The organism is Nocardiopsis sp. TSRI0078 (assembly GCF_001905145.1).
GTDB lineage: Bacteria > Actinomycetota > Actinomycetes > Streptosporangiales > Streptosporangiaceae > Nocardiopsis.
Window position 1 is genome coordinate 83,466 of sequence record NZ_LWLB01000036.1, and the last position, 23,805, is coordinate 107,270.

Annotated in this window: 21 protein-coding genes; 8 read left to right on the forward strand and 13 right to left on the reverse strand. The window is 73.0% G+C overall.

Features of this window, described 5'->3' with window-relative positions:
- Positions 1–19 precede the first annotated feature (19 nt).
- From A6A08_RS29190 to A6A08_RS25030, 8 genes are all read right to left on the reverse strand, one after another.
- Positions 20–2,365: a hypothetical protein gene (locus A6A08_RS29190; RefSeq protein ID WP_073705103.1), complete on the reverse strand. Its 2,346-nt coding sequence runs from the start codon at positions 2,363–2,365 to the stop codon at positions 20–22.
- 202 nt (positions 2,366–2,567) lie between these two features.
- Positions 2,568–2,723 (reverse strand): hypothetical protein, encoded by a 156-nt coding sequence (locus A6A08_RS28375; RefSeq protein WP_199867037.1) that lies wholly within the window; start codon positions 2,721–2,723, stop codon positions 2,568–2,570.
- 212 nt (positions 2,724–2,935) lie between these two features.
- Positions 2,936–3,913 (reverse strand): aldo/keto reductase, encoded by a 978-nt coding sequence (locus A6A08_RS25005; RefSeq protein WP_073705104.1) that lies wholly within the window; start codon positions 3,911–3,913, stop codon positions 2,936–2,938.
- Positions 3,913–4,311: a MerR family transcriptional regulator gene (locus tag A6A08_RS25010; protein ID WP_073705105.1), complete on the reverse strand. Its 399-nt coding sequence runs from the start codon at positions 4,309–4,311 to the stop codon at positions 3,913–3,915. Before A6A08_RS25010 ends, A6A08_RS25005 begins: the two co-directional genes overlap by 1 nt.
- A 56-nt stretch (positions 4,312–4,367) precedes the next feature.
- Positions 4,368–5,045, reverse strand: coding sequence for a TetR/AcrR family transcriptional regulator (locus A6A08_RS25015; RefSeq protein ID WP_073705106.1), 678 nt, complete (start codon positions 5,043–5,045; stop codon positions 4,368–4,370).
- Positions 5,046–5,086: 41 nt separating this feature from the next.
- Entirely contained in the window at positions 5,087–5,875 is a 789-nt protein-coding gene (locus A6A08_RS25020) for a hypothetical protein (protein ID WP_073705107.1), read from the reverse strand.
- Positions 5,876–6,073: 198 nt separating this feature from the next.
- Positions 6,074–7,516: a hypothetical protein gene (locus A6A08_RS25025; RefSeq protein WP_073705108.1), complete on the reverse strand. Its 1,443-nt coding sequence runs from the start codon at positions 7,514–7,516 to the stop codon at positions 6,074–6,076.
- A complete protein-coding gene (locus A6A08_RS25030) occupies positions 7,513–8,205 on the reverse strand; it encodes a hypothetical protein (RefSeq protein WP_073705109.1) in 693 nt (230 codons plus the stop codon). The genes A6A08_RS25025 and A6A08_RS25030 overlap by 4 nt, the downstream gene beginning before the upstream one ends.
- 199 nt (positions 8,206–8,404) lie before the next feature.
- On the opposite strand from A6A08_RS25030, the gene A6A08_RS25035 reads away from it, so the two are divergent.
- A complete protein-coding gene (locus A6A08_RS25035) occupies positions 8,405–10,291 on the forward strand; it encodes a SpoIIE family protein phosphatase (protein WP_242422887.1) in 1,887 nt (628 codons plus the stop codon).
- Between the two features lie 28 nt (positions 10,292–10,319).
- Here A6A08_RS25035 and A6A08_RS25040 read toward each other — a convergent pair whose 3' ends face one another.
- Both A6A08_RS25040 and A6A08_RS25045 read right to left on the reverse strand, forming a co-directional pair.
- Positions 10,320–11,549 (reverse strand): acyl-CoA dehydrogenase family protein, encoded by a 1,230-nt coding sequence (locus A6A08_RS25040; protein ID WP_073705110.1) that lies wholly within the window; start codon positions 11,547–11,549, stop codon positions 10,320–10,322.
- 166 nt (positions 11,550–11,715) lie between these two features.
- On the reverse strand, positions 11,716–13,158 hold the full coding sequence (locus tag A6A08_RS25045) for an XRE family transcriptional regulator (RefSeq protein ID WP_073705111.1): 1,443 nt from the start codon (positions 13,156–13,158) through the stop codon (positions 11,716–11,718).
- A 220-nt stretch (positions 13,159–13,378) separates the two neighbouring features.
- Here A6A08_RS25045 and aceA point away from each other — a divergent pair, with 220 nt between their 5' ends.
- The 4 genes from aceA (at position 13,379) to A6A08_RS25065 (ending at position 16,523) form a co-directional block, all read left to right on the forward strand.
- Positions 13,379–14,677 carry an isocitrate lyase gene (aceA, locus tag A6A08_RS25050; RefSeq protein WP_073705112.1) on the forward strand — a complete coding sequence of 433 codons (1,299 nt, stop codon included), beginning with the start codon at positions 13,379–13,381 and terminating at the stop codon, positions 14,675–14,677.
- Between the two features lie 255 nt (positions 14,678–14,932).
- Positions 14,933–15,139, forward strand: a complete 207-nt coding sequence (locus A6A08_RS25055; protein ID WP_073705113.1) for a hypothetical protein — start codon at positions 14,933–14,935, stop codon at positions 15,137–15,139.
- Between the two features lie 237 nt (positions 15,140–15,376).
- The gene (locus A6A08_RS25060; protein WP_073705114.1) at positions 15,377–15,574 is read left to right on the forward strand and encodes a hypothetical protein; all 198 of its coding nucleotides are present in this window, start codon (positions 15,377–15,379) and stop codon (positions 15,572–15,574) included.
- Positions 15,575–15,692: 118 nt separating this feature from the next.
- Entirely contained in the window at positions 15,693–16,523 is an 831-nt protein-coding gene (locus tag A6A08_RS25065) for a CPBP family intramembrane glutamic endopeptidase (protein ID WP_073705115.1), read from the forward strand.
- Here the strand turns inward: A6A08_RS25065 and A6A08_RS25070 are convergent.
- Complete coding sequence (locus A6A08_RS25070) at positions 16,492–17,772, reverse strand: MFS transporter (RefSeq protein WP_199867038.1); 1,281 nt, start codon at positions 17,770–17,772, stop codon at positions 16,492–16,494. The two genes, A6A08_RS25065 and A6A08_RS25070, sit on opposite strands and share 32 nt — an antisense overlap.
- A gap of 169 nt (positions 17,773–17,941) precedes the next feature.
- Between A6A08_RS25070 and A6A08_RS25075 the strand changes: the two genes are divergently transcribed.
- Positions 17,942–18,643 carry a FadR/GntR family transcriptional regulator gene (locus A6A08_RS25075; RefSeq protein ID WP_073705117.1) on the forward strand — a complete coding sequence of 234 codons (702 nt, stop codon included), beginning with the start codon at positions 17,942–17,944 and terminating at the stop codon, positions 18,641–18,643.
- A 91-nt stretch (positions 18,644–18,734) separates the two neighbouring features.
- Here A6A08_RS25075 and A6A08_RS25080 read toward each other — a convergent pair whose 3' ends face one another.
- Positions 18,735–19,496, reverse strand: coding sequence for an RraA family protein (locus tag A6A08_RS25080; RefSeq protein ID WP_073705118.1), 762 nt, complete (start codon positions 19,494–19,496; stop codon positions 18,735–18,737).
- A 304-nt stretch (positions 19,497–19,800) separates the two neighbouring features.
- The gene (locus A6A08_RS25085) at positions 19,801–20,706 is read right to left on the reverse strand and encodes an Lrp/AsnC family transcriptional regulator (RefSeq protein ID WP_073705119.1); all 906 of its coding nucleotides are present in this window, start codon (positions 20,704–20,706) and stop codon (positions 19,801–19,803) included.
- A 490-nt stretch (positions 20,707–21,196) separates the two neighbouring features.
- Between A6A08_RS25085 and A6A08_RS25090 the strand changes: the two genes are divergently transcribed.
- Both A6A08_RS25090 and A6A08_RS25095 read left to right on the forward strand, forming a co-directional pair.
- A complete protein-coding gene (locus A6A08_RS25090; protein ID WP_073705120.1) occupies positions 21,197–22,735 on the forward strand; it encodes an LCP family protein in 1,539 nt (512 codons plus the stop codon).
- Between the two features lie 128 nt (positions 22,736–22,863).
- Complete coding sequence (locus tag A6A08_RS25095) at positions 22,864–23,637, forward strand: cell wall anchor protein (RefSeq protein ID WP_073705121.1); 774 nt, start codon at positions 22,864–22,866, stop codon at positions 23,635–23,637.
- Positions 23,638–23,805 lie beyond the last annotated feature (168 nt).

Consider the following 23,805-nt stretch of genomic DNA (forward strand, 5'->3'; position numbering starts at 1 on the left):
CGGCGCCCGGAGGGGTCGCTCAGGAGGCGCCGGTGATCCCGGCGACCAGCAGGCCGAACAGGTCCGTGATGCCCAGGCCGAGGCGGGCGCCCGCCTCCAGGCCGGTGGCGAGGCAGGCGGCCAGGAGGACCAGGACCAGGGCGGGGGAGGGCCCGCGGCGGGGGCGGGACGGCTCGGGGGCCTCGTCGCCCCCACCCGGCCCCTCCAGCCAGGAGCGGTCCAGGCGTGCGATCTCGCGGCGCAGTTCCTGCACCTCCGCGTGGTAGCGGTCGCGCTCGTCGCGGACCCGCTGGAGCTCGGCGCGTTCGGCCCGGACAGCGGCGCGGGCGTCGGCGACGTCGACGCGCGCGCCCTCGGGTCCGTGCCTGGAGTGCCAGCGCTCCAGCCGGGACAGGGGAAGGTCGACGTACTGGGTGGGCCAGTTGCCGTCGGAGTCGTCCTCCCCCGGCCCCTGGCCGGGCTCGGGTTCGGTCTCGGCCGCGTAGTCGGGCGGGGCCTCCGTCGCGACGCCCGGCCCGGTCCCGGGGACCACCGGTAGGGGCGGCGCGTCGGCGGGTGTCCGGTCCTCGGGCCCGTCCGTGAGGTCGGGTCCCCTCGCTGGTTCGGCGGACTCGTCCGGCCGGGTCGCCCGGTCCGTTCGGCCGGGCGGCGCCGGGGGCGCTGCCTGTGCCGGGGACTCCGGGGGCGGTTCCTGGTGTTCGAGGGACTCCGGAGGCGGCTCCGGGGTCCGGGTCGAACCGACCGGTCCCCCCGTTCCGAAGGTGTCCTGGGACGGCACGGGCGGAACGTCCGCGCCCTCTGCCTCCAGCTCCTCCTCCTGGAGCCCCGGGATCCCCTCCCCCGGTTCCGGGGAGTCCGGGACGATGCGCGGTCTACGGGGTTCCCGCGGCCCCCGGGGCTCGGGGGCCGCGAAGATCCGGGGCGGACCGGACGGGTCCGGGCCCGCTCCGGGCCCGTCCTCCGATCCGCCGGGTTCCGGGTCCTCGGGAAGGGGCTCGGGTTCGGGGACGGCCTCGGGCCAGAGCGCCTCGTTGTCCCCGTACGGCGATTCGCGCGCCATCAAGCCTTCGCCGGACGCGTCGCGCGTCGCGGGGTCCTCCTCACCGGCCCGGCCCACGGGGCCGTCGCCGCGTCCCGGCGTGCCGGTCCCGCCGGAGGGGCCGGAGGCCTCCTCCCGGGTGATCCCCCTCAGCGAGCGCTGGCCGCCAGGCACGTACGCGTCGGCACCGGACGCGCGCGGGGGCACTGCGCCCTCCTCTGCGGGGCGGGGGCCGAAGGACGGCTGCGGCCCGGTCTCCTCCCCCGGGTCCTGCGCCTCGGGCAGGTCGGGAAGGGACGCCCAGGCATCGGGATCCCCTTCGTCGGGGAGGCGCTCGGAATCCCCGACACCGTCGGCGGGAACGCCGTCAGCGGCACGGGGACGGGGGTCGAGCCAGTCACTGAGCAGGGCGCGGCGGTCGGCGAAGGTCGGGGCCTCGGGCACACCGCGCTCCCGCAGATGCTCGGCGAGCGCGTCCCCGCCCTCCTCCCGCAGGACGGCCACGAGTCCCTCGGCGACCTTCCGGTAGTCGGGGGCCGGGGGATCGAGGAAGGGCGCGGGGGCGTCGGGGACCGGCGGGCCGAAGGCCAGGTGCTGTCCCTCGGCGGTGCCCAGCACCGGGTCGTAGGTGGAGAACGACCAGCTCCACCCGGCCGCGGGGATGGCGCGGGGCGGGGTGAGCACGTCGTGCAGCACCCGGTGCACGCCCCACAGGAAACGCAGCTGCACCGCCTGCCACAGGTCGGCGCGCTCGGGCGCCAGGGCGATGTGGATCGGCAGGTCGGGGCGGTACAGGGCGGCGGCCACGGCGCCGACCAGGATCGGCTCGTCCTCGACGGTGGTCTCGGCCGCGCGCCTGTCACGGGTGCGTACCGCTCCGGGGGCCGCGGTGCGCTCCCAGGGTTCGGGCACGGGCAGGGTGGCCATGGTCGCCCAGCCGGGTGCCGGCGGCCGGCTCTCGGCGGGGCGGGTGTTGGGGTTCTCGTGCAGGGACAGTACGCGCGGCAGTGCGAGGCCGTACGCCGGTCCCACGAGGGCCCAGGCGTGCGCGGACCGGACGTCGCCGGGCCACCGGTAGACCAGGGCGGCCCGCCCGTCGGGGTAGGCCCGTGCCCAGAGGGTCTCGGGATAGTCGGCGGGGTCGCTGTCGGGCAGCGCGGACCGGTAGTCGGCGGTGAGCGCGGGGACGAGGCGGTCGCGCCAGGAGCGCAGCGCGGGCTGCTCGGACTCGGGGAGGGAGGAGGCGGCCGGGCCGGGGCCGACGCGGCCGAGGAGGGTGGGCTCGGCCCAGGCGAAGTGGATCTGGTGGTACGTGCTCTCCGGCAAGTCGCCCCTCCCACGGGTTCGCGGACCGAGACGGCGCGGCCGCTCCGCCGCCACTAGGAAGGTATCCGGTCAAAGCATCGTAAAACCGCGAGATCTGACATATGTGGTGTTACGCGTGTTTTGTCCGAGGCTGGTGACCGGCCTCGGCCACACCCGCCTCTCACGGAGGCCGGGCCGCGTGCGCGCTCCCCCGGCTCCGCGCCTACCGCTGCACGCCGCACCGGACGGTCCTCGCGCCGACCACGATCACGGCGCCCAGGAGTTGCAGGCCCGGTGAGTCGTCGGCCTCCCCGTACACGACGCCGGTGACTCCGATCGCGACGGCGAGGACGGCGGCGGCGACGAGGAGGTACTTCATGGGGTCCCTTCCAGGAGCCGGACCCGCCGCCGGTCGTGCCGGCGGCGGGTCAACACGGTGGACGCGCTCGGTGCGTGCGCCGTGGCGGCTCACCCCCCGATCCCTCGAACGGGTCACCGGGCCGCCACTCGACACCCGCGAACACATATCGAGTATCGGTCATAATCTATCGACTTCCAATAGATCCAGCGACCTCCCGCGGAACCGTCCCGCTATCCGGCCTCGGCCAGGCGCTGCCACTGCTCCTTGCTGAGCACCAGGTCGGTGGCCTCGATCGCCTCGTTCAGCTGCTCCAGGGAACTCACCCCCACCAGCGGCACCACACTCGGGTCGCTGTCCATCAGCCAGGCGAGCACGACCTGGTTGCGGGTGGCCCCGGTCTCCCGGACGACCTCGTCCAGGGCGGCCAGGCGGGCCGGCGTGCCCGGGTGGTCGTAGGCCCGGTCCAGCTCGGCGGCCTTCTCCGGACGGGTGTAGGCACCCCACAGCAGCGGGGTGTAGGCCACCAGCGTGTGCTCACGGCCCTCGGCGGCCTCGGACCGGACGAAGTCGAGCAACTCGGGGGTGACGTGCATGTGCCCCATGGACCGCAGCGGCACGTCGAACCGGGGCTGCAGGTAGCTGTACCGGTACTGCAGCACCCGGGGGCGCGGCCAGCCCCGGGCCTCGGTGACGGCGCGTGCCCTCTCCAGCTTCCAGGTGCGGTGGTTGCTCAGGCCCACCTGCTCGACGGAGCCCTCCTCGACGAGCCCGGCGAAGGCGCCCAGGGTCTCGGACAGCGGTGTCCCCGAGTCCTCCTGGTGGGCGTAGAGCACGTCCAGGCGGTCCACGCCCAGGCGCCGGCGGCTGCGCTCGGCGGCCGTCGCCACGGCCTCGGCGGACAGGCCCTCCTTGGTCTCCAGCCCGGTGCCGGGCACAGTGGGCTGCGCGCCGAGCTTGGTGGCGATCACGACCTCGTCGGTGATCCCGCGCTCGCGACGCCACCGGCCCAGGAAGGTCTCGCTCTCGTGCCCCTCGAAGCCCTCCACCCAGAACTGGTAGCAGTCGGCGGTATCCACGAAGGTGCCCCCGGCCTCCACGAAGCGGTCGAGCAGGGCGGCGGAGGTGGCGTCGTCGGTCTCGCTGCCGAACTTCATCGCGCCCAGGCACAGGGCGCTGACCCGGCGGTCGCCGATGGAGGTGTAGCGCATCAGGAGGTCTCCTTGACCGGTTCGGAGGGGCGCTCGGCGAGCACGCCCAGGTAGTAGTCGATCTTGTGCTGGATCACCGTCTGGCACTGGCGCATCTCGGCGATGCGCTCGTTCAGCCTGTCCTGGTGGCCCTGGAGCAGGTCGAGGCGGTCGGGAACGGTGTGGTCGCCCTCGCGTATGAGCTCGGCGAACTCGCGCAGCCGGGCGATGGGCATGTCGGTGTCGCGCAGGCACCGGATCATGTTGAGCAGCTCGACGTCGTCGGAGCGGTAGCGCCGGTGCCCGCTGGGAGCGCGGTCCACGCGGCGGAGCAGGCCCGCCTTCTCGTAGTAGCGCAGGGTGTCCAGGGTGAGGTCGAAGCGCTCGGCGACCTCGCCCGGGGTGTAGTAGTCCCTCATGGCAAGAAGCATGGGACCTGGAGTGCGCTCCAGGTCAAGGGGATGAGGGAAAGTCCTCAGCCGCCGCTGCCGCGGATGGCGCCCACCACCGCGCCGGTGAGGTCGTCGATGATCTCCTCCTCGCCGACCTCGGGGTGCTCCAGCCACCACTCTCCCGCCGCCTGCACCATGCCCACCACGGCGTGCGCGACGATCTGGGAGCGCAGGCGGTCGCCGATGCGCAGTTCCGCGAGGAGCTGGTCCGCGAGCTCCTCTCCCAGACGGCGGACCATCATGCCCAGGTCGCTGCGGGTACGCGAGTCCTCGGAGGTGGCCCGGTCCATGAGGAACCGGTAGAGGTTGAGGTTCTGGGAGATCATCGACAGGTAGGCGCCCACCGTGGCCCGGGCGCGCACCTCGAACCCGGTGTGCTGGTGCAGCTCCTCCCGGATGCGCTCGATGAGCGGGTCCACGTGGCGCCGGGCCAGCGCCCGGTACAGGCCGCCCTTGTCCCCGAAGTGCCGGTACAGGATCGGCTTGCTGATCCCGGCCTCGGCCGCGATGGCGAGCATCGACGCGTCCGGGCCGTCGCGCTGGATCACCCGGTCGGCGGCGTCCAGGATGGCGCGGCGCCGCTCGGGGTCGCGCCCGCGCCCGCCCCGCCCCGCTCGCGCGGGGGGAGTCCCCGCCACAGGCGTGCCGGGGGCGTCACTGCTGTCGGTCGGCGCGGTCCGCCGCGTGCGTTCGAAGGCCACAAGGGATCACCGTAGCGGTTCGGCGCCACGGGGACGGCGGATCAGGTCCGCAGCGCGATCCAGGTGGCCCTGGCCAGGGCCAGGAGCCGGCCCTCGGCGTCGTAGAGGGCGCTGCCGGTGCGGATCTTGCGGCCCTCGACCGACTCCAGGTGGCCCATCACCACGTGGGTGTCGCCGATCCGGGGCGCATGGTCGACGCGGACGGCGATCCGGCCGAGGACGGCGGGACGGCCGACCACGTCGCTGGACCATCCGCCGGGGCAGTCCAGGGCGGCCCACACCTGGGCGAGGCCGGCGGTGCCGTTGCCCTCGTCCAGGGAGGGGTGCGGGGTCCAGGTGCAGGCGACGGTGTTGCCCACCGCGTCGGGACCGGTGCCCGGGCGCACGGGTCCGGCGAACAGGCGCAGGCCCTCGCCCTCGGCGCGTTCGGGGCCGCAACTGTAGCAGCGCGGGAAGGGGTGGGCGGTCAGGCCCGGGTAGCGGTTCTCGGCCTCCGCGGCCTCGGGCACCCCGACCGGGCCGCCGGGGATGGCGGGGCCGTCGGGGGTGTCCGGGAGTTCGGTGACCGCCGCCTCGGCGACCAGCCGGGCGCCCTCCTCCGCGGCGGGATCGGTCAGGCCGAGTGTGCCGGCGGGACCGCCCTCCACCGCCAGCGGGTGGTCCAGGGGCGGTGGGACGCGCAGGGTGACCTGGACGGCGGGGCCGCCGACGGCGGTGAGCCGCGCGGCGAGCAGGCCCGCGGTGTAGCCGCCGTTGCCCGAACCGTCGGGACCGTTGTAGCCGGTGGGGATGGTGATGCTGGGGGCGCCGTTGCCCGTGGTGGTGTCCATGCCGCCAGGGTAGAGGCCGGATGTCCGGGTCGGCGAGGGCGGTCCCTCGCCCCGGTCCGACCGGGCGCCGCCGGCCAGGACCGCGGGGCGGGCACCCCGTGCGCGTCGGCCGGGCTTCCCGAGCAGGCGGCGCAGCAGGCGTGTGTACGCGCTCCAGCGGGCACGGACCCGCCCGACCCCGTCCTCGACCTCACCGCGTCAACCGAGGGACCAGGCACCCGCGTTCGCGGTGAGGGCGCCGCCCGCCATCGTGAGGAGGCCGGTACCGCCGCTGTCGGCCAGGGCCGGGCGGCCGGTGCTCCGGAACGCCTCGGTACGGAACGCGACGCGGCCCGGGTCAGCGCCGGTCAGTACCCGCATCCGCCACGGCGCCCCGTCGGCGGAACCCGATCGCGGCGGCAGCGCCAGGTGCAGGACCAGGGAGGCCTCGCGGACGGAACCGGAGTGCGTGCGGGCGGCGGTGTGCTCGACCAGGCGGAGTCGCGCCCTCTCCCTCGTCACGGAGGCCGCCGAGGGCTCCCGGACGGGCTCGGGGGCGCACGTCCACGCCCCGGCCCGGGCGAGGACCCCCGCCGGCTCCGGCAGTCTCCGCGCCCGCGAGGCGAACCACGGGGCGAGGACCCGCCCGCCGCGTCGCACCCAGGTCTGCGTCAACTCGCGAAAGGCCGCCTCCCGGCCCCATGGCCAGGGGCGCGCTCCCGCGGCCAGGGCGTCCCCGCCCGCACCGTCGAAGGCACGGCACAGGTGCTGCACGGGTATCCGTTCGACCTCCCCTGCGGCGGCCACCGTACGGATCCCGACCATGGCGAGGAGCAGCAGGGTGGCGGCCGTCGTGGCGGCCGGCCCCAAGCGCACGCCTTCCGGGGGATGGTCGTCGGGAGCGGTCCGCTCCCCGAGACGCGGAACGCGGACGCGAGCCCTCCGCCCGGGGCCGGACAGGTGCCAGTACTCGTCATGCGGCCAGACCGTGGCGGCCGACGCCCGGACGAGGCCACGGCCTCCGAGCCGGACCACCACCTCGTTCCGCCCGGCGGCGAAGCGCGCTCCCCCGGCGTCCTCGGAGTCGAAGACGACCTCCCCGACGCCCTCGAACCGTACGTCCAGCCAGGCGTCGGCGGTCGGAGCCGCACCTCCGGTCGGGTAGGCGCGGTCCACCTCCAGGGCGAGGACGCCGACGAGGCCGCTGCCGCGCCCTTCCACCGCGAGGCGCCGCACCCTCGCCGACGCGAGGTCGTAGGCCGCGGCCGCGTCGGCGGCCGCCTCCGCGGTCAGGTCCGACGAGGGCGCGTGGACCGGCCCGGCGAAGTCCCGGCCCGGTCCCCTCTCCCCCGCCGGCGGCAGCACATCCTCCAGCGCGTGTCCGGCGAGGGCGGCCTGCTCCACCATCCACGCCCTGCGTCGGTCGCCGAAGCCCGCCATCCGCTCCAGAACGGCCAGCGCACGGCGCTCCCGTGCGCGCGGAGCGGGGTCGGCCGCCGCGCGGAACAGCGGGAGGGTGTTGCCGTCCCACACGTCCGCCACCGCTCTCACGGTCTCCCTGTCGAAGGTCCGCGCGTCGGCGGCCGCCTCGGCGATCTGCTCGAGCGAGCGGTCCAGCAGCGCGCCCAGCGCGGCGAGCGCGGGACCTGTCCGTGGCCTCATCCGGCGATCGTGTCACGGGTCTCGCCGCCTGGCTCCTCCGGGCTGAGGAAGAAGGCGCCCAGCGCACCGGCCAGTGAGGCGAACACGACCACCGAGTAGACGGCCAGGACCACCTCCAGGCCCTGGGCGAACGCGTCGTCGGCGGTCAGCGGCTCCCCCGAGACGGTCGCCAGTGCGGCGTCGTGCAGGGCGCTCGCGTAGTCGTCGTAGGAGCCCAGGATGTACAGGAGCTGGCTGGACCCCAGGACCACGATCGCGGTGACCACCGCCATCCAGGCGATACGGCCCGACAGCAGGCGCGAGGCCGAACGCGACCCCCGGACCGCCGCTGAGAGCACCCCGCCGACCCGCGCCGTGCGCAGCAGGGCGAAGGCCCGGGCGAAACGCAGGAAGGGCAGTGCGAGGAAGAGGACCTGCCACCAGTTGCGCCTCCAGAAGAGGCGCTGGTCGCGTGCGACGTAGGCGCGCAGCGCGAACTCGGCCACGAAGAGCAGCCACAGCGCCCAGCCCAGCCAGGACAGCGCGGTGACCACCCAGGGCTCCGTGGCCAGGGCCTGACCCAGGACGACGAGGACGAAGAGCAGCCCGAGCGCGCCCATCGGCTTGTCCAGCCAGCGGGCCAAGGCCTCCGCGGCCTCCACGCCGCGCCGCTCCCCCACCGGGGGCCGGGGTCCGGCAGATGTGCTCATGGGTGACCACTACCCGTGGCCCCCGGCCGGTCACCGGGCCACCGCGGTGTCGTCTCCCACCGCCGCGTGTCCGGGCCCCGCCGCCTGTGGGCGTGACATGCCGCCGACGGCGCAATGCGCTCTTCGCCTGGTCGGGGAGGCCACACTGTACTGCGTTGATCACGGTTGTGCCCGGAAACCGTGTGCACTGACCGCCTGAATGGGCCTTCGAACAGACCCGGTGGAGCCGTCGGTGGAGGAACCGGAGGTGGGTGCGATGAGCGGCGTCAACTGGCCGCCGGAGACCGACTTGCTGCGCTCGGTGTTCGACAGTCTGGGCGCGGGGATGTTCGTCACGGACAGCTCGGGACGCATCACCGCATGCAATCCCTTCGCGCTGCAGATCCTCGGCTGGTCCAAGGAGCGGGTGGTGGGCTTCGACCTGCATGACCTGCTGCACCGCGACTCGGAGGGGAACGAGGTCCCGCGGGAGGAGTGCCGCGCCCTGACCGTGCTCACAAGCGGCCGACCGACGGAGGGAAGCAGCGAGTTCTACCTGCGGGGGGACGGCACACTCATGCCCGTCATCTGGGCGGCCACCCCGCTCCAGCATGAAGGCGACATGGACGGCGTGGTCCTCGTCTTCCACAACTTCAAGAAGCACCGCGACTCCGCCGAGCAGACCGCGGCCCACCTGGCGGCCCTGGAGGAACTGACCGCCCGGCTGAGCATGGTGGCGGAGGTCTCCGGACTCCTCATCTCCGCCCTGGACACCCCCGAGATGCTGGACAGGCTGGTCCGACTGCTGGTGCCGGACCTGGCCGACTGGGCGGTGATCGCCCTGCTTCCAAACGGGCGGACGGAGGAGATGCGACGCATCGCCGTCCACACCCGCGACGACCCCGACTCCGCCGAGACGTTGAAGGGCCCGCTGTCGCCACCACCGCACAACTCCCGTACGGCACTGGCACATGCCCTGTACAGGGCCCAACCCACCCTGCTCGACGAGCGGGTCCTGGGCCAGGAGCCGGACGAACCGCTCGCCCAGGCCCACCAGCAGCTGTTCGACCGGCTGGGCGGGCACTCCGCGGTGGTGGTGCCGCTGTACACCCGCAGACAGGTCTTCGGTGCGCTGACCGTGGCCCGGACCGGGCCGCGGCCCGCCTACACCGATGCCGAGCTCCTCGTACTGAGCGACATCGGACGGCGCACCGGACTGGCGTTGGAGAGCGCCCGGCTCTTCGAAGAGCAGCGCCATGTCGCCGAGACCATGCAGCGCCAGCTCCTGACCCCCCTGCCCCAGGTCGACCACCTCCAACTCGCCGCCCGCTACCAACCCGCGCAGCAGGCCGCGGAGATCGGCGGGGACTGGTACGACGCCTTCGTCCTCGCCGACGGCATCATGACCCTGGTCATCGGCGACGTGGTCGGCCACGACCTCCAGGCCGCCGCGCACATGGCCGAGGTCCGCAACATGCTGCGCGCCCTGGCCTGGGACCGCCAGGGACCCCCCAGCCTGATCATGCGGCGGCTGGACGAGGCCATGACCAACACCAGCGACGCCCCCATGGCCACCGCCGTCCTCGCCCGCGTCGAAGGCCCCGAGGGCGGGCCCTGGAACCTGCACTGGGTCAACGCCGGACATCCCCCGCCGCTGCTCGTCACCGCCGACGGCCGCACCCGCTACCTCGAGGGCGGCCACGGCCCCCTCCTCGGCATGAGCGCCACCCTGCACATGGGCCTGGACTGGCCCGACGCCCGTGAGGACGTCCCCGCGCGGTCCACCCTGCTGCTGTACACCGACGGCCTCATCGAGAGCCGCGACCAGCCCATCGACACGGGTATGGCCGAGCTGCGCCGCCACGCCGCCGACCTGGCCCACCACGACCTGGAGGACTTCCTCGACGAACTCCTCGTCCGCATCGACCCCGGAGGCGACGACGTCGCCCTGCTGGCCCTGCGCATCCCGCCGGCGGGTGCGGGCGCCCCCGGCGACGACACACCGTCCCCGCCGCAGCACGCGCACAGCCCCGCCGCCCCCGAGCGGGGGGCTCCCGGCTCCCGCGTCGAGGGCGCCCCGGTCAGGGACACCTCCGAACGGCCCTAGGGCGGCCGGGCCCCGGTCCGCGCGGGGGTCAGCGGATCGGCAGGCCGGTGATCCGGCGGCCGATGATGAGCTTCTGGATCTCGCTGGCGCCCTCGAAGATCGTGAAGATCGTCGCGTCGCGGTGCCACCGCTCCACCGGGTACTCCCTCGTGTACCCGTTGCCCCCGAGGATGCGCACGGCGTTCTGGGTGACGAACGTGGCGGTCTCGCTGGCGTAGAGCTTGCTCATGGAGCCTTCGGCGTTGTCGAAGTCCTTGTCGTTGCGGGCCATCCACGCGGCGCGCCACACCAGCAGGCGGGCGGCGTCGATGCGGGTGGCCATCTCGGCCAGGGTGAAGGCCACGCCCTGGTTGTCCCCGATCGGGCGGCCGAACTGCTCGCGCTGGGTGGCGTAGTCGCGGGCGTACTCGTAGGCGGCGCGAGCGCAGCCGACCGCCATCGCCCCGACGCTCGGGCGGGAGGCCTCGAAGGTCTTCATCGCGGCCTGGCCCTTGGATCGCTTGCCCTCGCGGACGCGGGCGAGGCGCTCGTCGAGCTTCTCCTTGCCGCCCAGCAGGCAGGACCCGGGGACCCGCACGTCGTCCAGGACGACCTCGGCGGTGTGCGAGGCGCGGATCCCGTGCTTGGCGAACTTCTGCCCCTGGCTGAGTCCGGGGGTGCCCGGCGGCACGATGAACGTGGCCTGCCCCCGGGAGCCGAACTCGGGCTCCACGGAGGCCACGACCACGTGGACGTCGGCGATGCCGCCGTTGGTGGCCCAGGTCTTGGTGCCGTTGAGCACCCACTCGTCCTTGGCCCCGTCGTAGACCGCGCGGGTGCGGATCGCCGAGACGTCGCTGCCCGCGTCGGGCTCGGAGGAGCAGAACGCGCCGAGCTTGACGTCGTCGGCGCTGCCGAACATCTGCGGCACCCACTCGAAGAGCTGTTCCTGGGTCCCGTTGGAGGCCACGGCCACGGCCGCCAGCCCGGTGCCGGTGATGGACAGGGCGATGCCCGGATCGCCCCAGTACAGCTCCTCGAAGGCGACGGGGATGCCGATGCCGCTGGGCTCCAGCCACTGGTTGGCGAAGAAGTCGAGGGAGTACAGGCCGATCTTGGCGGCCTCCTGGATGATCGGCCAGGGGGTCTCCTCCCGCTCGTCCCACTCGGCGGCTGCGGGACGGATGACGTCGGCGGCGAACCCGTGGGCCCAGTCCCGGACATCGCGGACGTCCTCGCTCAGTTCCAGGCTGAAGGCGGGCGCGGCGGCCTCACTCATACGCTTACATCCTTTGTCGGGCCCTCCGGGGGAGGGGGCGGCCATTGCGTGTTACCAACGGTAACACCGGGACCCCCGCGCCACAACGCCGCACGTCCACACGAAGGGGGCCGGGGGTACGCGTACCCCCGGCCCCCTTCGTGCCCCGGCCCCGCGGTCGTCCGGCTCAGTCGAGGGAGGCGTGCTTTTCCAGGAAGGTGTAGACGTCGTGCTCGTCCACGCCCGGGAAGGTGCCCGAGGGAAGCGCCGAGAGCACGTGCGAGTGCGCCCGGGCCGACGGCCACACGTTGCCCTCCCAGCGGGCGGCCAGCTCCGCGGGCGGGCGCACGCAGCACTCCCCGCCCGGGCAGTTGGACTTGGTGCGGTTGGTGGTCTCGCGGCCCCGGAACCAGCGCGACTCCTTGTAGGGCACGCCCAGGGTGATGGCGAAGTTGCGCTCGCGGCTGGGGTCCACGTGCGCCACGCACCAGTGGGTGCCGTTGGGCTTGTCCGTGTACTGGTAGTAGATCGAGTAGCGGTCCGGCGAGGCGAAGACCTGGCGCCCCGACCACTGGCGGCACATGCGCTGCCCCTCGATGGCCCCGGTCTCGTCGGTGGGGAAGACCAGGCCGTCGTTCTCGTAGGCCTTGTAGATGATGCCGGTCTCGTCGTTGCGGATGAAGTGGCAGACCAGGTCCAGGTGGCGGTGGGCCAGGTTGGTGAACCGGTGCGCGGCCATCTCGTAGGAGACCGAGTACACGTCGCGCAGGTCCTCCACCGACAGGTCGCGCGCCTGCTTGGCCTCCTGCAGGTAGCGCACCGCGGTGGACTCGGGGATCAGGACGGCGGCGGCGAAGTAGTTGGCCTCCACCCGCTGGCGCAGGAAGTCGCCGAAGTCGCTGGGCTGGCCGTGGCCCAGCACCACGTGGCCCAGGGTCTGCAGGAGGATCGTGCGCGGGCTGTGCATGCCCAGCGTGGTCTCGCGCTTGAGGTAGATGCGCCGGTTGACGTGGTCGGTGAGGGAGCGCACCGAGCGGGGCAGGTCCTGCACGTACTTGAGGGAGAACCCGTGGTGGGTGGCGATGGAGAGGATCTGCCCCTGGGACAGGGCACCCGCGGTGTAGTTGACGGCGTCGAGGGTCTCGGCCGCCGCCTTCTCGATGTGCTCGAAGTAGTTGCCGCGCTCGCGCATCTGCCGGCGCAGGTCGGCGTTGGCCCGGCGGGCCTCCTCGGGGGTGGCCGTGGGCTTGGCGCTGCGCCGCTTGAGCTCGTCGTACAGGCCCACGATGTGTTCGAGCACGTCGTTGGGGACGCGCTTGCCCACCCTCAGGTGCGGCAGGCCCAGCTTCTGGTAGAGGGCGTCGCGCTGGGCCTCCTCCACGGCGATCTCCAGCTGCGCGCGCCGGCTCGGGGGCTGCTTGGACAGCAGCTCCTCCACCGAGACGCTGAGGGCCGAGGCCAGGGACGTGAGCAGGGAGAGCTTCGGCTCGCGTTTGCCGTTCTCCAGCAGGGAGAGCTGGGAGGGGGCCCTACCCACGCGTTCCCCCAGGTCAGAGAGGGTCAGACCGCGCGCCCGCCGGAGGTGGCGGAGCCGCTGGCCAAAGGTGACGAGATCTAGGTCACCTGTCAAAGACGGTATTTCTTCAGCACCAAAGTACGCCATGGCTTCATGGTACGGAAAGAATCGACGATCTTCACCCGATTTCGAGTGGAAAAGCCTTGGAACTTCCTCAAGAATTCTAGTTACCGGCGGGGAACTTACCGCTCAGGGCTCACCCCCTGGCTCTGGACGAGGCCTCCCTCGACCGGTGTTGGACACCTTGGGGACTACACGTAAGGCGGGAACGAACATGGGCACCAGCGCTCGACGACAGGAAGCCAGCGCCGAACTCCAGCGCGACTGGGAGACCAACCCCCGGTGGGCCGGTATCGAGCGCACCTACTCCGCCGACGACGTGGTCAAGCTCCGCGGCTCGGTCACCGAGGAGCACACCCTGGCCCGTCGCGGCGCCGAGCGCCTCTGGGACCTGCTCCACACCGAGGACTACGTCAACAGCCTCGGCGCTCTCACCGGCAACCAGGCGGTCCAGCAGGTCCGCGCCGGCCTGAAGGCCATCTACCTCTCCGGTTGGCAGGTCGCCGCCGACGCCAACCTCTCCGGCAACACCTACCCGGACCAGAGCCTGTACCCGGCCAACTCGGTCCCGGCCGTGGTCCGCCGCATCAACAACGCGCTGATGCGCGCCGACCAGATCACCTGGGCCGAGGGCGACGACAGCGCCCCCGAGTGGCTCGCCCCGATCGTCGCGGACGCCGAGGCCGGATTCGGCGGCGTCCTCAACGCCTACGAGCTGATGAGGGGCATGATCGCCGCGGGCGCGGCCGGTGTGCACTGGGAGGACCAGCTGGCCTCCGAGAAGAAGTGCGGCCACCTGGGCGGCAAGGTCCTCATCCCCACCGGCCAGCACGTCAAGACCCTGAGCGCCGCCCGCCTGGCCGCGGACGTCGCCGGTGTCCCGTCCCTGGTCATCGCGCGGACCGACGCCCAGGCCGCGACGCTGATCACCAGCGACATCGACGAGCGCGACCAGCCCTTCATCACCGGCGAGCGCACCTCGGAGGGCTTCTACCGCTTCCGCAACGGCGTCGAGGCCTGCGTGGCCCGCGGCCTGGCCTACGCCCCGCACTCCGACCTGCTGTGGATGGAGACCGCGACCCCGGACCTGGAGGTCGCCCGCGACTTCGCCGAGCGCATCAAGGCCGAGTACCCGGACCAGATGCTGGCCTACAACTGCTCGCCGTCCTTCAACTGGAAGCGCCACCTGGACGACGCGACCATCGCCAAGTTCCAGCGCGAGCTGGGCCACATGGGCTACAAGTTCCAGTTCATCACCCTGGCGGGCTTCCACTCGCTCAACTACTCGATGTTCAACCTGGCCAAGGGCTACGCCCAGAACGGGATGACCTCGTACGTCGAGCTGCAGGAGGCCGAGTTCGCGGCCGAGGAGCGCGGTTACACCGCCACCCGCCACCAGCGCGAGGTCGGCACCGGCTACTTCGACTCCATCAGCACGACCATCTCCCCTGAGGCCAGCACCACGGCTCTCACCGGCTCCACCGAGGAAGACCAGTTCTCAGCGGCTCACTGACACTGGTCTTCGTTCCCAGGAGGCCGTTCCTCCCCGCTTTCGTGGCTGGGGCGGGGCGGGGCGGCCTCCACCCCCTAGCCGTCGGCCATGCGCGTTCCGTGTCACACGCGCATGGCCGGCGGCTTTTCGCGTCCCGGTCGGCTCCGCGCGGGGGTTTCGGCTGTGGGGGACCCCGGGCCCCTGGCCACCGGGCGGAGAGGGGCCTAGGCTTGCGCCGCGCGGACCCGCGCACCCCCGAAGAACCGGAGGAACCCCGTGAAACTCCTCGAATCTCTCCTCCCCTCGGCCGTACTGCGCCGCGTGCTCGCCGTGGGCGCCCTGGCCGCGGCCATGGCCCTGGGCACCGCCGCCTGTGAGGAGGCCATGCCCGAGATGGACACCGAACAGGGCGAGGACGGCGGCGAGGACGGCGACAACGAAGACGGCGGGGACGAGGACGGCGGGGACGAGGACGACGACTGAGCCCGGGCGCCCCTCCCCCGGGCGGGCGCCGGCCGCATCAGGGACCCCCACCCACCGTGTGCTCCTGGTAACGCGGGCGCGGCACGTCTACTGTGGTCCTCACATGGGTCACGGACGGATAACGCCCGGTTCGCGCCGTCCCGGAGGGGCGCGCCCCGTGCGGACGCGCACCGGGGGACGGCCCCGCGGACCGGTCCCGGGCCCATGGCACCCGTCCACGAACCGATGGAGCCGGCAGTGAGGCTTGAGGGCATCAGTCAGAAGACCGTGACCACCGTCCGCCGCGTGCTCGCGGGCGGAGCGATCGCCGCCGTCGCGGTGTTCGGTGGCGCCGCATGCGAGGACGAGGGGGAGGGCGGCGAGCCGTCCGTGGAGACCCCGGGCATGGAGGGCGAGGAGGGCATGGAGGGCGAGGAGGACATCGACGACGAGTAGCGGTCCCCGCACTCGGACACGGCGTGCCGGGTCGGCGGCCCCGTCGCCCCGGCACGCCGCCGTCATCCGCTGAGCCCCTGGTCACGTACCGCGGGCGGCAGGACGTACATTGCATGGCGTGACCGACAAGATCCGCTCCCCGCGCGCCGAACCGCCCGCGGGACCTCCACCCGCCCCCGCCCTCCCCACCGCACCGGCCGACCGGCGCCTGCTGCGCTGGGAGGTCCTGTGCGTACTCGCCCTGTCCCTGGGCGCGGCGGCGGTCTCGGCGACCATCTCCTTCCTCGGCGTGCTCACCGCGCCCGAGGCCCTGTCCGAGCAGACCGCCAGCCTGGTGCGCCCCCGCGCGGCGCAGGAGCGCCCCTGGCTGGACCTGTCCTGGCAGCTGTACGCGGTGGCCTCCGCCCTGGTCCCCGTCCTGCTGGTGGCCTACCTCATGCGCCGCTCGGGCGAGTCCTCGCGCGCGTTCGGCTTCGACGTGCGCCGCCCCGGCTTCGACCTGGGCGGCGGCGCCGCCCTCGCCGCGCTCATCGGCGCGGGAGGCCTGGTCGTGTACGTGGTGTCCTGGCATCTAGGGCTGACGGTCACCGTCAGGCCCAGCACCCTGGACGGCAACTGGTGGGACGTCCCCGTCCTGGTGCTCCAGGCCGCCAAGAACGGCGTCCTCGAAGAGGTGGTCGTGGTCGGCTACCTGCTGCACCGGCTGGGGCAGCTGGGGTGGACGCCGTGGAAGGCGGTGCTGGCCAGCTCGGTGCTGCGCGCCTTCTACCACCTCTACCAGGGCGTCGGGATGTTCTTCGGCAACCTGGTGATGGGCCTGGTCTTCGGCTGGTTCTACCTGCGCTACGGGCGCGTGATGCCCCTGGTGGTGGCGCACACGGTCATCGACGTCGTGGCCTTCGTCGGCTCGGTGTACCTCATCGGCCGTCTCGACTGGCTCCCGGCGTGAGGCCGCGTGCGGCGATGGCGTCCTCCAGGTAGCGGGGGCGGCCCAGCAGCATGCCCACGGCCAGGTTGACCGCGACCAGGAGCAGCACCAGGAGCAGCGGCGCGTGCCAGCCGCCGCTGACCTCGTGCAGCAGCCCGAACAGGAAGGGCCCCGCGCCGCCCATGAGGTAGCCCAGGCTCTGGCCGACGGCCGACAGCGCCGCAGTACCGGCGCCGGTACGGGTGCGCAGCGCGAAGGAGGTCAGGGCGAAGACGAAGGTGCCCATGCCGATGCCCACGAGGGTGGTCCAGACCCACACGCCCGACAGCGGGGAGATCCACAGTCCGGCCAGGCCCGCCGTGTAGGCGATGGCGAACATGGCCACGAAGGGGCGCTGGTCGCCCACGCGGGTCAGCAGCGTGGGCAGCAGCAGGGACATGGGGATGCCGAGGAGGGTCAGGTAGGACAGTGCCAGGCCCGCGGTCTGGGCGTCCATGCCCTGGTCGCGGAGCATCTGCGCGTACCAGCCGAACATGATGTAGGCGATCGAGGACTGGGTGCCGAAGTAGACCACGGACTGCCATCCCAGGCCGGTGGACAGCACCTGGCGAAAGCCCAGCGCCTGGGCGGGGTCGCCGCGTCCGGGCTCGTGGCGCAGCACCAGCAGCCAGGGCACGGCGGCCGCGACGCCGAAGAGGGCGTAGGCGCCCAGGGCCGCGCGCCACTCGCCGGTGGACTGCTCCAGGGGCACGGTGGCCGCCGCGGCGATGGTGGTGCCCAGGGCCAGGGCGGTGGTGTACACGGTGGTCATCAGGCCCACGCGCTCGGGGAAGTGCTGCTTGACCAGGGCGGGCAGGATGACGTTGCCGACCGCACCGCCCGACAGCGCCACGGCGCTCAGGGCCAGGAACACCCACGGCTCGGGGGCCACGGCCCGGGCGGCGAGGCCGAGGGTGAGGGCGGCCAGCGCGCAGACGAGCAGGTGGTGCTCGCCGAGGCGGCGGGCCAGGACGGGGGTGAGGCCGCCGAAGAGCGCGAAGCACAGTACGGGCAGGGTGGTGAGGAGTCCGGCGCCGACCGCGGTCATGCCCAGCCCGGAGGTGACCTCGTCGAGCACGGGGCCGACGCTGGTGATGGCGGTGCGCAGGTTCAGTGCCGCCAGGGCGATCCCCGCGGCGAGCAGCAGCAGGACCCCTCGCGGTGGGCGGGCGGCCCCGCCTGCGGAGGAACCGCTCGTCACGGGAGTGCGGGGCGCTGGTCCGACGCTCATGGAAGGCGACTCACAGAGATTCGTAGGATGACCCGATGTACTTCATGAGGATAACGCATTGCCGTTCAAAGCCAATTCCTGACCGTAACTGGTCTAAGCTCCGGCCTTAACCGTTCCGTACCTGTGCGCTGGCCCTGTCATCCGGCGACCCGCCCTAGGAGGTAAACGCGTGCCCCTCGCCTCGACACGCCGGACCGGTCTCGTCGACCAGGTCATCAGTCAGCTCAGAGCCCAGATCGACTCGGGGGAATGGGGTGTCGGCGACCGCATCCCCACCGAGTCGGAGCTCTCCGACCAGCTTGAGGTGGGACGCAACACCGTCCGTGAAGCCGTTCGCGCCCTCGCCCACGCGGGGCTGCTGGAGATCCGCCAGGGGGCGGGCACCTTCGTCCGCGCCTCCAGCGAACTCGGCGGAGCCCTGCGCCGCCGCCTGGAGCGCTCCCGGCTGAGGGAGAACCTGGAGGTGCGCCGCGCGCTGGAGGTGGAGGCGGCCCGGCTGGCCGCGCTGCGCCACAGCGAGGAGGACATGGCCGACATCGACCGCGCCATGGCCCTGCGCGAGGCCGCCTGGCGCGAACGCGACATGGGCGCGTTCGTGGAGGCGGACTTCACCTTCCACCGGGCGGTCGTCAACGCCACCCACAACACGCTGCTCATCGACCTGTACGACGACATCGCACAGGTGGTGTACGCGAGCATCGCCCACACGGCCTACGAGCAGAGCGACGAGGCGACCGACCAGCCCTCCTCCTCCACCGAGGGCGTGGACCACTCGAAGCTGGTCGAGGCGGTCCGGGGCGCCGACGCGGCCGGGGCCGCCCGCGAGGCCACCTGCTACATCGACGAACTGCTCTCGCTCACCGAGGACTGAGCGGCCCCGGCGTGTCCGGGGGCACGGTCGGCGGGGTCGGCGGGGTCGGCGCGCCCGGCCGCGCCACGGGCCGCCGGCGGCTGTGCGGCCTTCAGTCGCCCCTGTGGGCGTCGCCCACGGCGGAGCGCGGTGCGACCCTCGGCCGGACCGCGGAGTGGCCCTCGGCGCCGCGCGCCGCCGCGTCACGCAGTGCCCCGAGTTTTCGCGAGCGGCCCGTGCCGCCGCGGTGGGAGCGGTCGCCCCCGCCCTCCCAGCCGGCGACCCGGGAGGGGTCCAGGCCGAGCAGGTCCAGGGTGCTCTCCCCCGCGTACACGGCGTCGATGATCTCCCGTTCCCGGGAGATGCTGTCCAGGGTCTCGGTGATGATGGAGCTCACCTGTCCCCGCGGCAGGCACACCACGCCGTCGTCGTCGGCGACGATCCAGTCGCCCCGGCGCACCGGCAGGGGCGCGTGGCCGCCCGCCGTCATGCTGATCTGGCGCCCGACCGAACCGCCCGCCTCGTGCCCGGCCTCGCGGACGGCGACCCCCGCGCCGAACACGGGCAGCTCGCAGCGGACGATGGCGGCGATGTCGCGTACGCAGCCGTCCAGGACGATCCCCCTGACCCCCCGGGTACTGGCGGCCACGGCGAGGAGCTCGTCGACGTAGCCGTACTCGGCCTCGCCCGCGACGTCCACCACGAGGGCGGAGCCGGGAGGGGCCTGGGCCACCGCGACGTGGATGGCGAGGTTGTCCCCCGGAGTGCAGCGGACCGGGAAGGCGGTCGCCGCGAAGGCGGCCCCCGGCCAGACGGAGAACAGGTGCGTACCGAACGGTCGGCCGCCGCACCGCGCCAGCGCCACCGTGCCCACAGCCGTCAACGTATCCGCAAGCGCCACGTCAGCCTCCCACTACACCCGCGCCCGGTGCGACCGGCTCGGGCCGGCCCCTTCCTATACTCACGGGTAACTTAAGCGTGACGCAAGCCATACGAAGCGGAAACACGTAAAAATGCTACCGCTGGTTACAGATACGGACGGAAGAACGCGGGAGGGCGTCCGCCCCGAGCGGTACGGGGACGCCCCCGCCCCGGGCCGGCACGGGCCGACCTGCGGTGGAGGGGGCCGGGCGGACCGAGGTGCGGCGAGGGCTCACCAGGACACGGCCGCGGCCCGGTCAGCTGATCCACTCCACGGGGCGCTCCCCTCCCCGCCGCTCCTTGCGCACGGACAGGTGGTCCCAGGTCTCCACATAGCCCACCCCCGGCGTCGAGCGCACCGAATCCAGGGCCTCCACCAGCTGGCAGCGGTCGGGCGCGGTGAGGACGCCGATGACGTCGTAGCGGCCGAAACCGCTGGCCAGAAAGGAGACCCCGGGCATGTTCGCCAGCGTCGCGCCCAGCGCCTCGGCGTCGCCCCGGCAGCGCAGGCCAAAGCCCAGCCGCTCGTTGGCACCCACCGCCGCGGGCTCCACCAGTGCGGTCACGTGCACCACGCCGGAGTCGAGCAGCCGCACCACCCGGGACCGGGCGGCGGCCTGCGACAGGCCCACCTGGCGCGCCAGGTCCGCGTAGGAGGCCCGCCCGTCCCTGAGCAGCTGGCGGACCAGGCGCCAGTCCAGAGCGTCCAGCTCGATGTCGTGCAGTTCCCGCACGCTGCTGTGGGCGTCCTTGAACACGGCGTTGGCACGGAAGACCTCCGCGCCGTCCACCCCCGGCAGCGAACGCAGCTCGGACAGCTCCTTGGCCAGGGCGGCGTCGTCGGCCACACGCACCTGCGCGACGGCGGGGAAGCGCCCGGCCGCCTGCGCCGCGAAGGTCACGGCCTCGCGCTCGCCCAGCGCGTCCAGCAGCGCCCCCACGGGTCCGCTGACGCGGAACGACACGTGGCCGAGCACCTCCATCCCCACGACCCCGGCGTGCAGGACTCCGACGATCCTGATCGCCCCTGACTGCACGAGCTGGCGCACTCTCGCACGCACCGCCGTCCTCGACAGGCCGACTCCGTCGGCCAGTGCCTGGAACGTCGCTCTGCCGTCCCCCTGCAGCGCACGCATGAGCGCGGCGTCAACCGCATCGAGCACGATGGCTTGCCTTTCGTTCCCATGACGCCGCCCTTCCCCCGGACGACGCCCCCTCCTGCGGCCAGATCATCCCAGCTGCGGCGCCCGTGCACTACTGATCGCGAAAGAAATCGGCTGATTCACCCCTTTGACCGCTCCGAAAGCTTCGCCCAATGCCCCATCCACCACCTCAGTGCCACATAACAGACTTGTATAGAAGATCCATCATCACTGAGTAGCCGTCCCCACAACTCTCGCAAAGCGCCACACTGATCTGACGGGCCCGCCGACGCACCCCCGGGAACTCCCCCCGCCCCCAGAGGCCATCCAGGCGGCCCGCGCGACGCGCCCGAGCACACGCACGCCCCCGACAGGGAACCGAACTGCCCTCCCCAGGCGTGTACATAACGGGGGTTTCGGACATTTCCGACCCCAGGCACCGCTCGGTGACCGCGGCGGGGACGACGGAGAAAACGGGGCGAACAGCCCCGCGGCTGGAGAGGAACCACCGGTGGCAGCGGAGGACGATGAGCGGGACGGGGCGCCGTCTCGCCCCAGTACGGGCCGGGCGCTGCTGTGGACCGCGGCGTCGGTCCCCCTGCCGGGCCTGGCACACCTGCGGATGCGCCGCAGGATCGCGGGCACGGTGATCCTGGGCCTGTACCTGTCCGTGTTCCTGGCCCTGGCCGTGTGGGGCTGGCGGCTGGGCGCCGACGAGAAGGGGGCCATGACCCTGGTGGCCACCATGGCCCTGCAGAGCCGGTGGTTGCTGGGCGCCATGGGCGTGGTGTTCGGTGTGGCGGTGCTGTGGCTGACCGTGATCGTGCACTCGTGGGTGATCACCAGGCCCGCCGGTACCTCCCGGGGCTCGCGGGTGCTCGGCGCCGCCGTGGTCCTGCTGCTGTGCGTGCCCGTCGCCGTGCCCTCCGCGCTGGCCCTGCACGGCGGCTACACCGCCTACCAGACGCTCAACAACGTGTTCCAGGCCGAGGAGGACCCCCTCCAGCCGCCGCACGACGAGGCCGACCCCTGGAACGGTCAGGAGCGGGTCAACGTGCTGCTGCTCGGCTCGGACTCGGCGGACAACCGCTACGGCGTGCGCACCGACAGCATGATGATCGCCAGCATGGACACCAGCACCGGCGACACCGTGCTGGTGGGCCTGCCGCGCAACCTGGAGAACGTCCAGTTCCCCGAGGGCAGCGCCCTGGCCGAGCGCTACCCCGAGCCGTACGGCTTCGACCTGCTGCTCAACGAGGTGTACCAGACGGTCGCCGAGGAGCCCGAGACGCTGGCCCTCAGGCCGACCGCGGCCGACCCCGCCGCCGACACCCTCAAGAAGGTGATCGGGTACAACGTCGGCCTGGACATCGGCTACTACGCCATGGTCGACATGATGGGCTTCCGCGACCTGATCGACGCCATCGGCGGCGTGGAGGTGCTCATCGAGGAGCCGATCCCCTACGGCGTGCACGGCGGGGTGCTGGAGCCGGGCCTGCGCCGCCTCAACGGCCACGACGCCCTCTGGTACGGCCGCTCCCGGACCAACAGCGACGACTACGGCCGGATGGGCCGCCAGGGCTGCCTGCTCAAGTACGTCGCCGAGCAGGTCGAGCCGACGACCATCCTGACCAGCTACCGCAAGCTGGCGGGCGCCACCGAGCGCACCCTGAGCACCGACATCCCCCAGGCCAAGGTCCCCGCGTTCGTCGAGCTGGGCGACATGGTCACCGACAAGGGCGAGATGAGCACACTCCAGCTGTCGCCGCCCCAGGTCAACACCGCCGCCCCCGACTGGGAGGCGGTCAAGGAGCTGGTCGCCGAGGCCATCGCCGGGGAGGAGGCCGGGGACGGCGCTCCGACGGACGAGGCCTCCGGCACCCCGTCCGAGGAGGCGTCCGACGGGCCGACCGGGCCCGCCGGGGAGGAGAGCGGGGACGACGGGCTCACCGAGTGGCAGGAGTACACCGGCCTGGACGAGGAGGAGCCCGACGAGCCGGGCCGCCAGGTGGGCGATGAGCCCACCGCCCTGGACGCCCTGTGCCCCTGATCCTGCGCTGACCCGGGCCCCGGGCACGGCTGCCCCCGCGGAGCCGGAGCGAAACCCCCTCTGACCGGTGTCGGTCAGAGGGGGTTCGGTCTGTTGCGGCCCTCCCGGGGCCGTGTGACCCTGACGCCGTGACCCCCGCGCAGATCTGGACCCTCGTCGCGTTGGGCGCCTTCCACGGCCTGCACCCGGGCATGGGCTGGCTACTGGCCGTGACCCGCGGCCTCCAGGAGGGCGGCCGGACCGAGGTGCTGCGCTCACTGCCCGCCGTCGCCGCCGGGCACGCCGGCAGTGTCGGGGTGGCGGCCGTGGCCATCACCGTCACCGGCTCGGCCACCGCCTCGGTGCTCTTCCCGGTGGCGGGCGGCACGGTGATCGTCCTCGTGGGGCTGGTGATGCTGCTGTCGCGCCGGCACTTCCACTGGCGCGAGGTGCGGCTGCCGCTGTGGCAGCTGACCGCGTGGTCGTTCCTGATGTCGTCGGCGCACGGCGCGGGTCTGATGCTGATGCCCGTGCTCTCGGGGCGGCTCGCGCACACGCACTCCGGCGGGCACGGAGCGCACGGCGCGGCGGACCGGCCGACGGAGGGGGCGGAGGAGCACGCGGTCGCCGGCACCGGGGCCGGCGCCCCCGCCGGGACCGGGGAGGCACCGGCCCAGGAGGGCGCCGCGGCCGCCGCGGAGACGTGGAGCCTGTGGGACGCGACGCTGCTCGGCCTGACCGCCACCGGGGTGCACACGGTGGCGATGCTGGCCGCGGCGGGAGTCGCCGCGCTGATCGCCCACGACTTCCTGGGGGTGCACGCGCTGCGCTGGCGCGGGGTCACCATGGACCGGATCTGGGCGCTGACCCTGGTTCTCGGCGGCCTGTTCGTCCTGTGGTCGGTCGTCCTGCCCGCCCTGTGACCGATTCGGCGGTCGACGCACCGTCCCTGGTCAACGACTCAGAGGACGGTCATCGGACTCCGATGTGGGAAAGATGCCCGTAGTGTCTGAAATCTGGTGAATTATGTAGGAGTTGATCACTCTGAAGCCCGCGTCGGCGGTCGACGAGCGCCGCCCGACACGAACGTG

Coding starts and splice junctions, on each gene's coding strand:
- A6A08_RS28375 (WP_199867037.1), bottom strand. CDS start 2,723: ATGAAGTACCTCCTCGTCGCCGCCGCCGTCCTCGCCGTCGCGATCGGA.
- A6A08_RS25020 (WP_073705107.1), bottom strand. CDS start 5,875: ATGGACACCACCACGGGCAACGGCGCCCCCAGCATCACCATCCCCACC.
- A6A08_RS25030 (WP_073705109.1), bottom strand. CDS start 8,205: ATGAGCACATCTGCCGGACCCCGGCCCCCGGTGGGGGAGCGGCGCGGC.
- A6A08_RS25005 (WP_073705104.1), bottom strand. CDS start 3,913: ATGCGCTACACCTCCATCGGCGACCGCCGGGTCAGCGCCCTGTGCCTG.
- A6A08_RS25070 (WP_199867038.1), bottom strand. CDS start 17,772: ATGAGCGTCGGACCAGCGCCCCGCACTCCCGTGACGAGCGGTTCCTCC.
- A6A08_RS25040 (WP_073705110.1), bottom strand. CDS start 11,549: ATGAGTGAGGCCGCCGCGCCCGCCTTCAGCCTGGAACTGAGCGAGGAC.
- A6A08_RS25035 (WP_242422887.1), top strand. CDS start 8,405: ATGGGCCTTCGAACAGACCCGGTGGAGCCGTCGGTGGAGGAACCGGAG.
- A6A08_RS25025 (WP_073705108.1), bottom strand. CDS start 7,516: ATGAGGCCACGGACAGGTCCCGCGCTCGCCGCGCTGGGCGCGCTGCTG.
- aceA (WP_073705112.1), top strand. CDS start 13,379: ATGGGCACCAGCGCTCGACGACAGGAAGCCAGCGCCGAACTCCAGCGC.
- A6A08_RS25010 (WP_073705105.1), bottom strand. CDS start 4,311: ATGAGGGACTACTACACCCCGGGCGAGGTCGCCGAGCGCTTCGACCTC.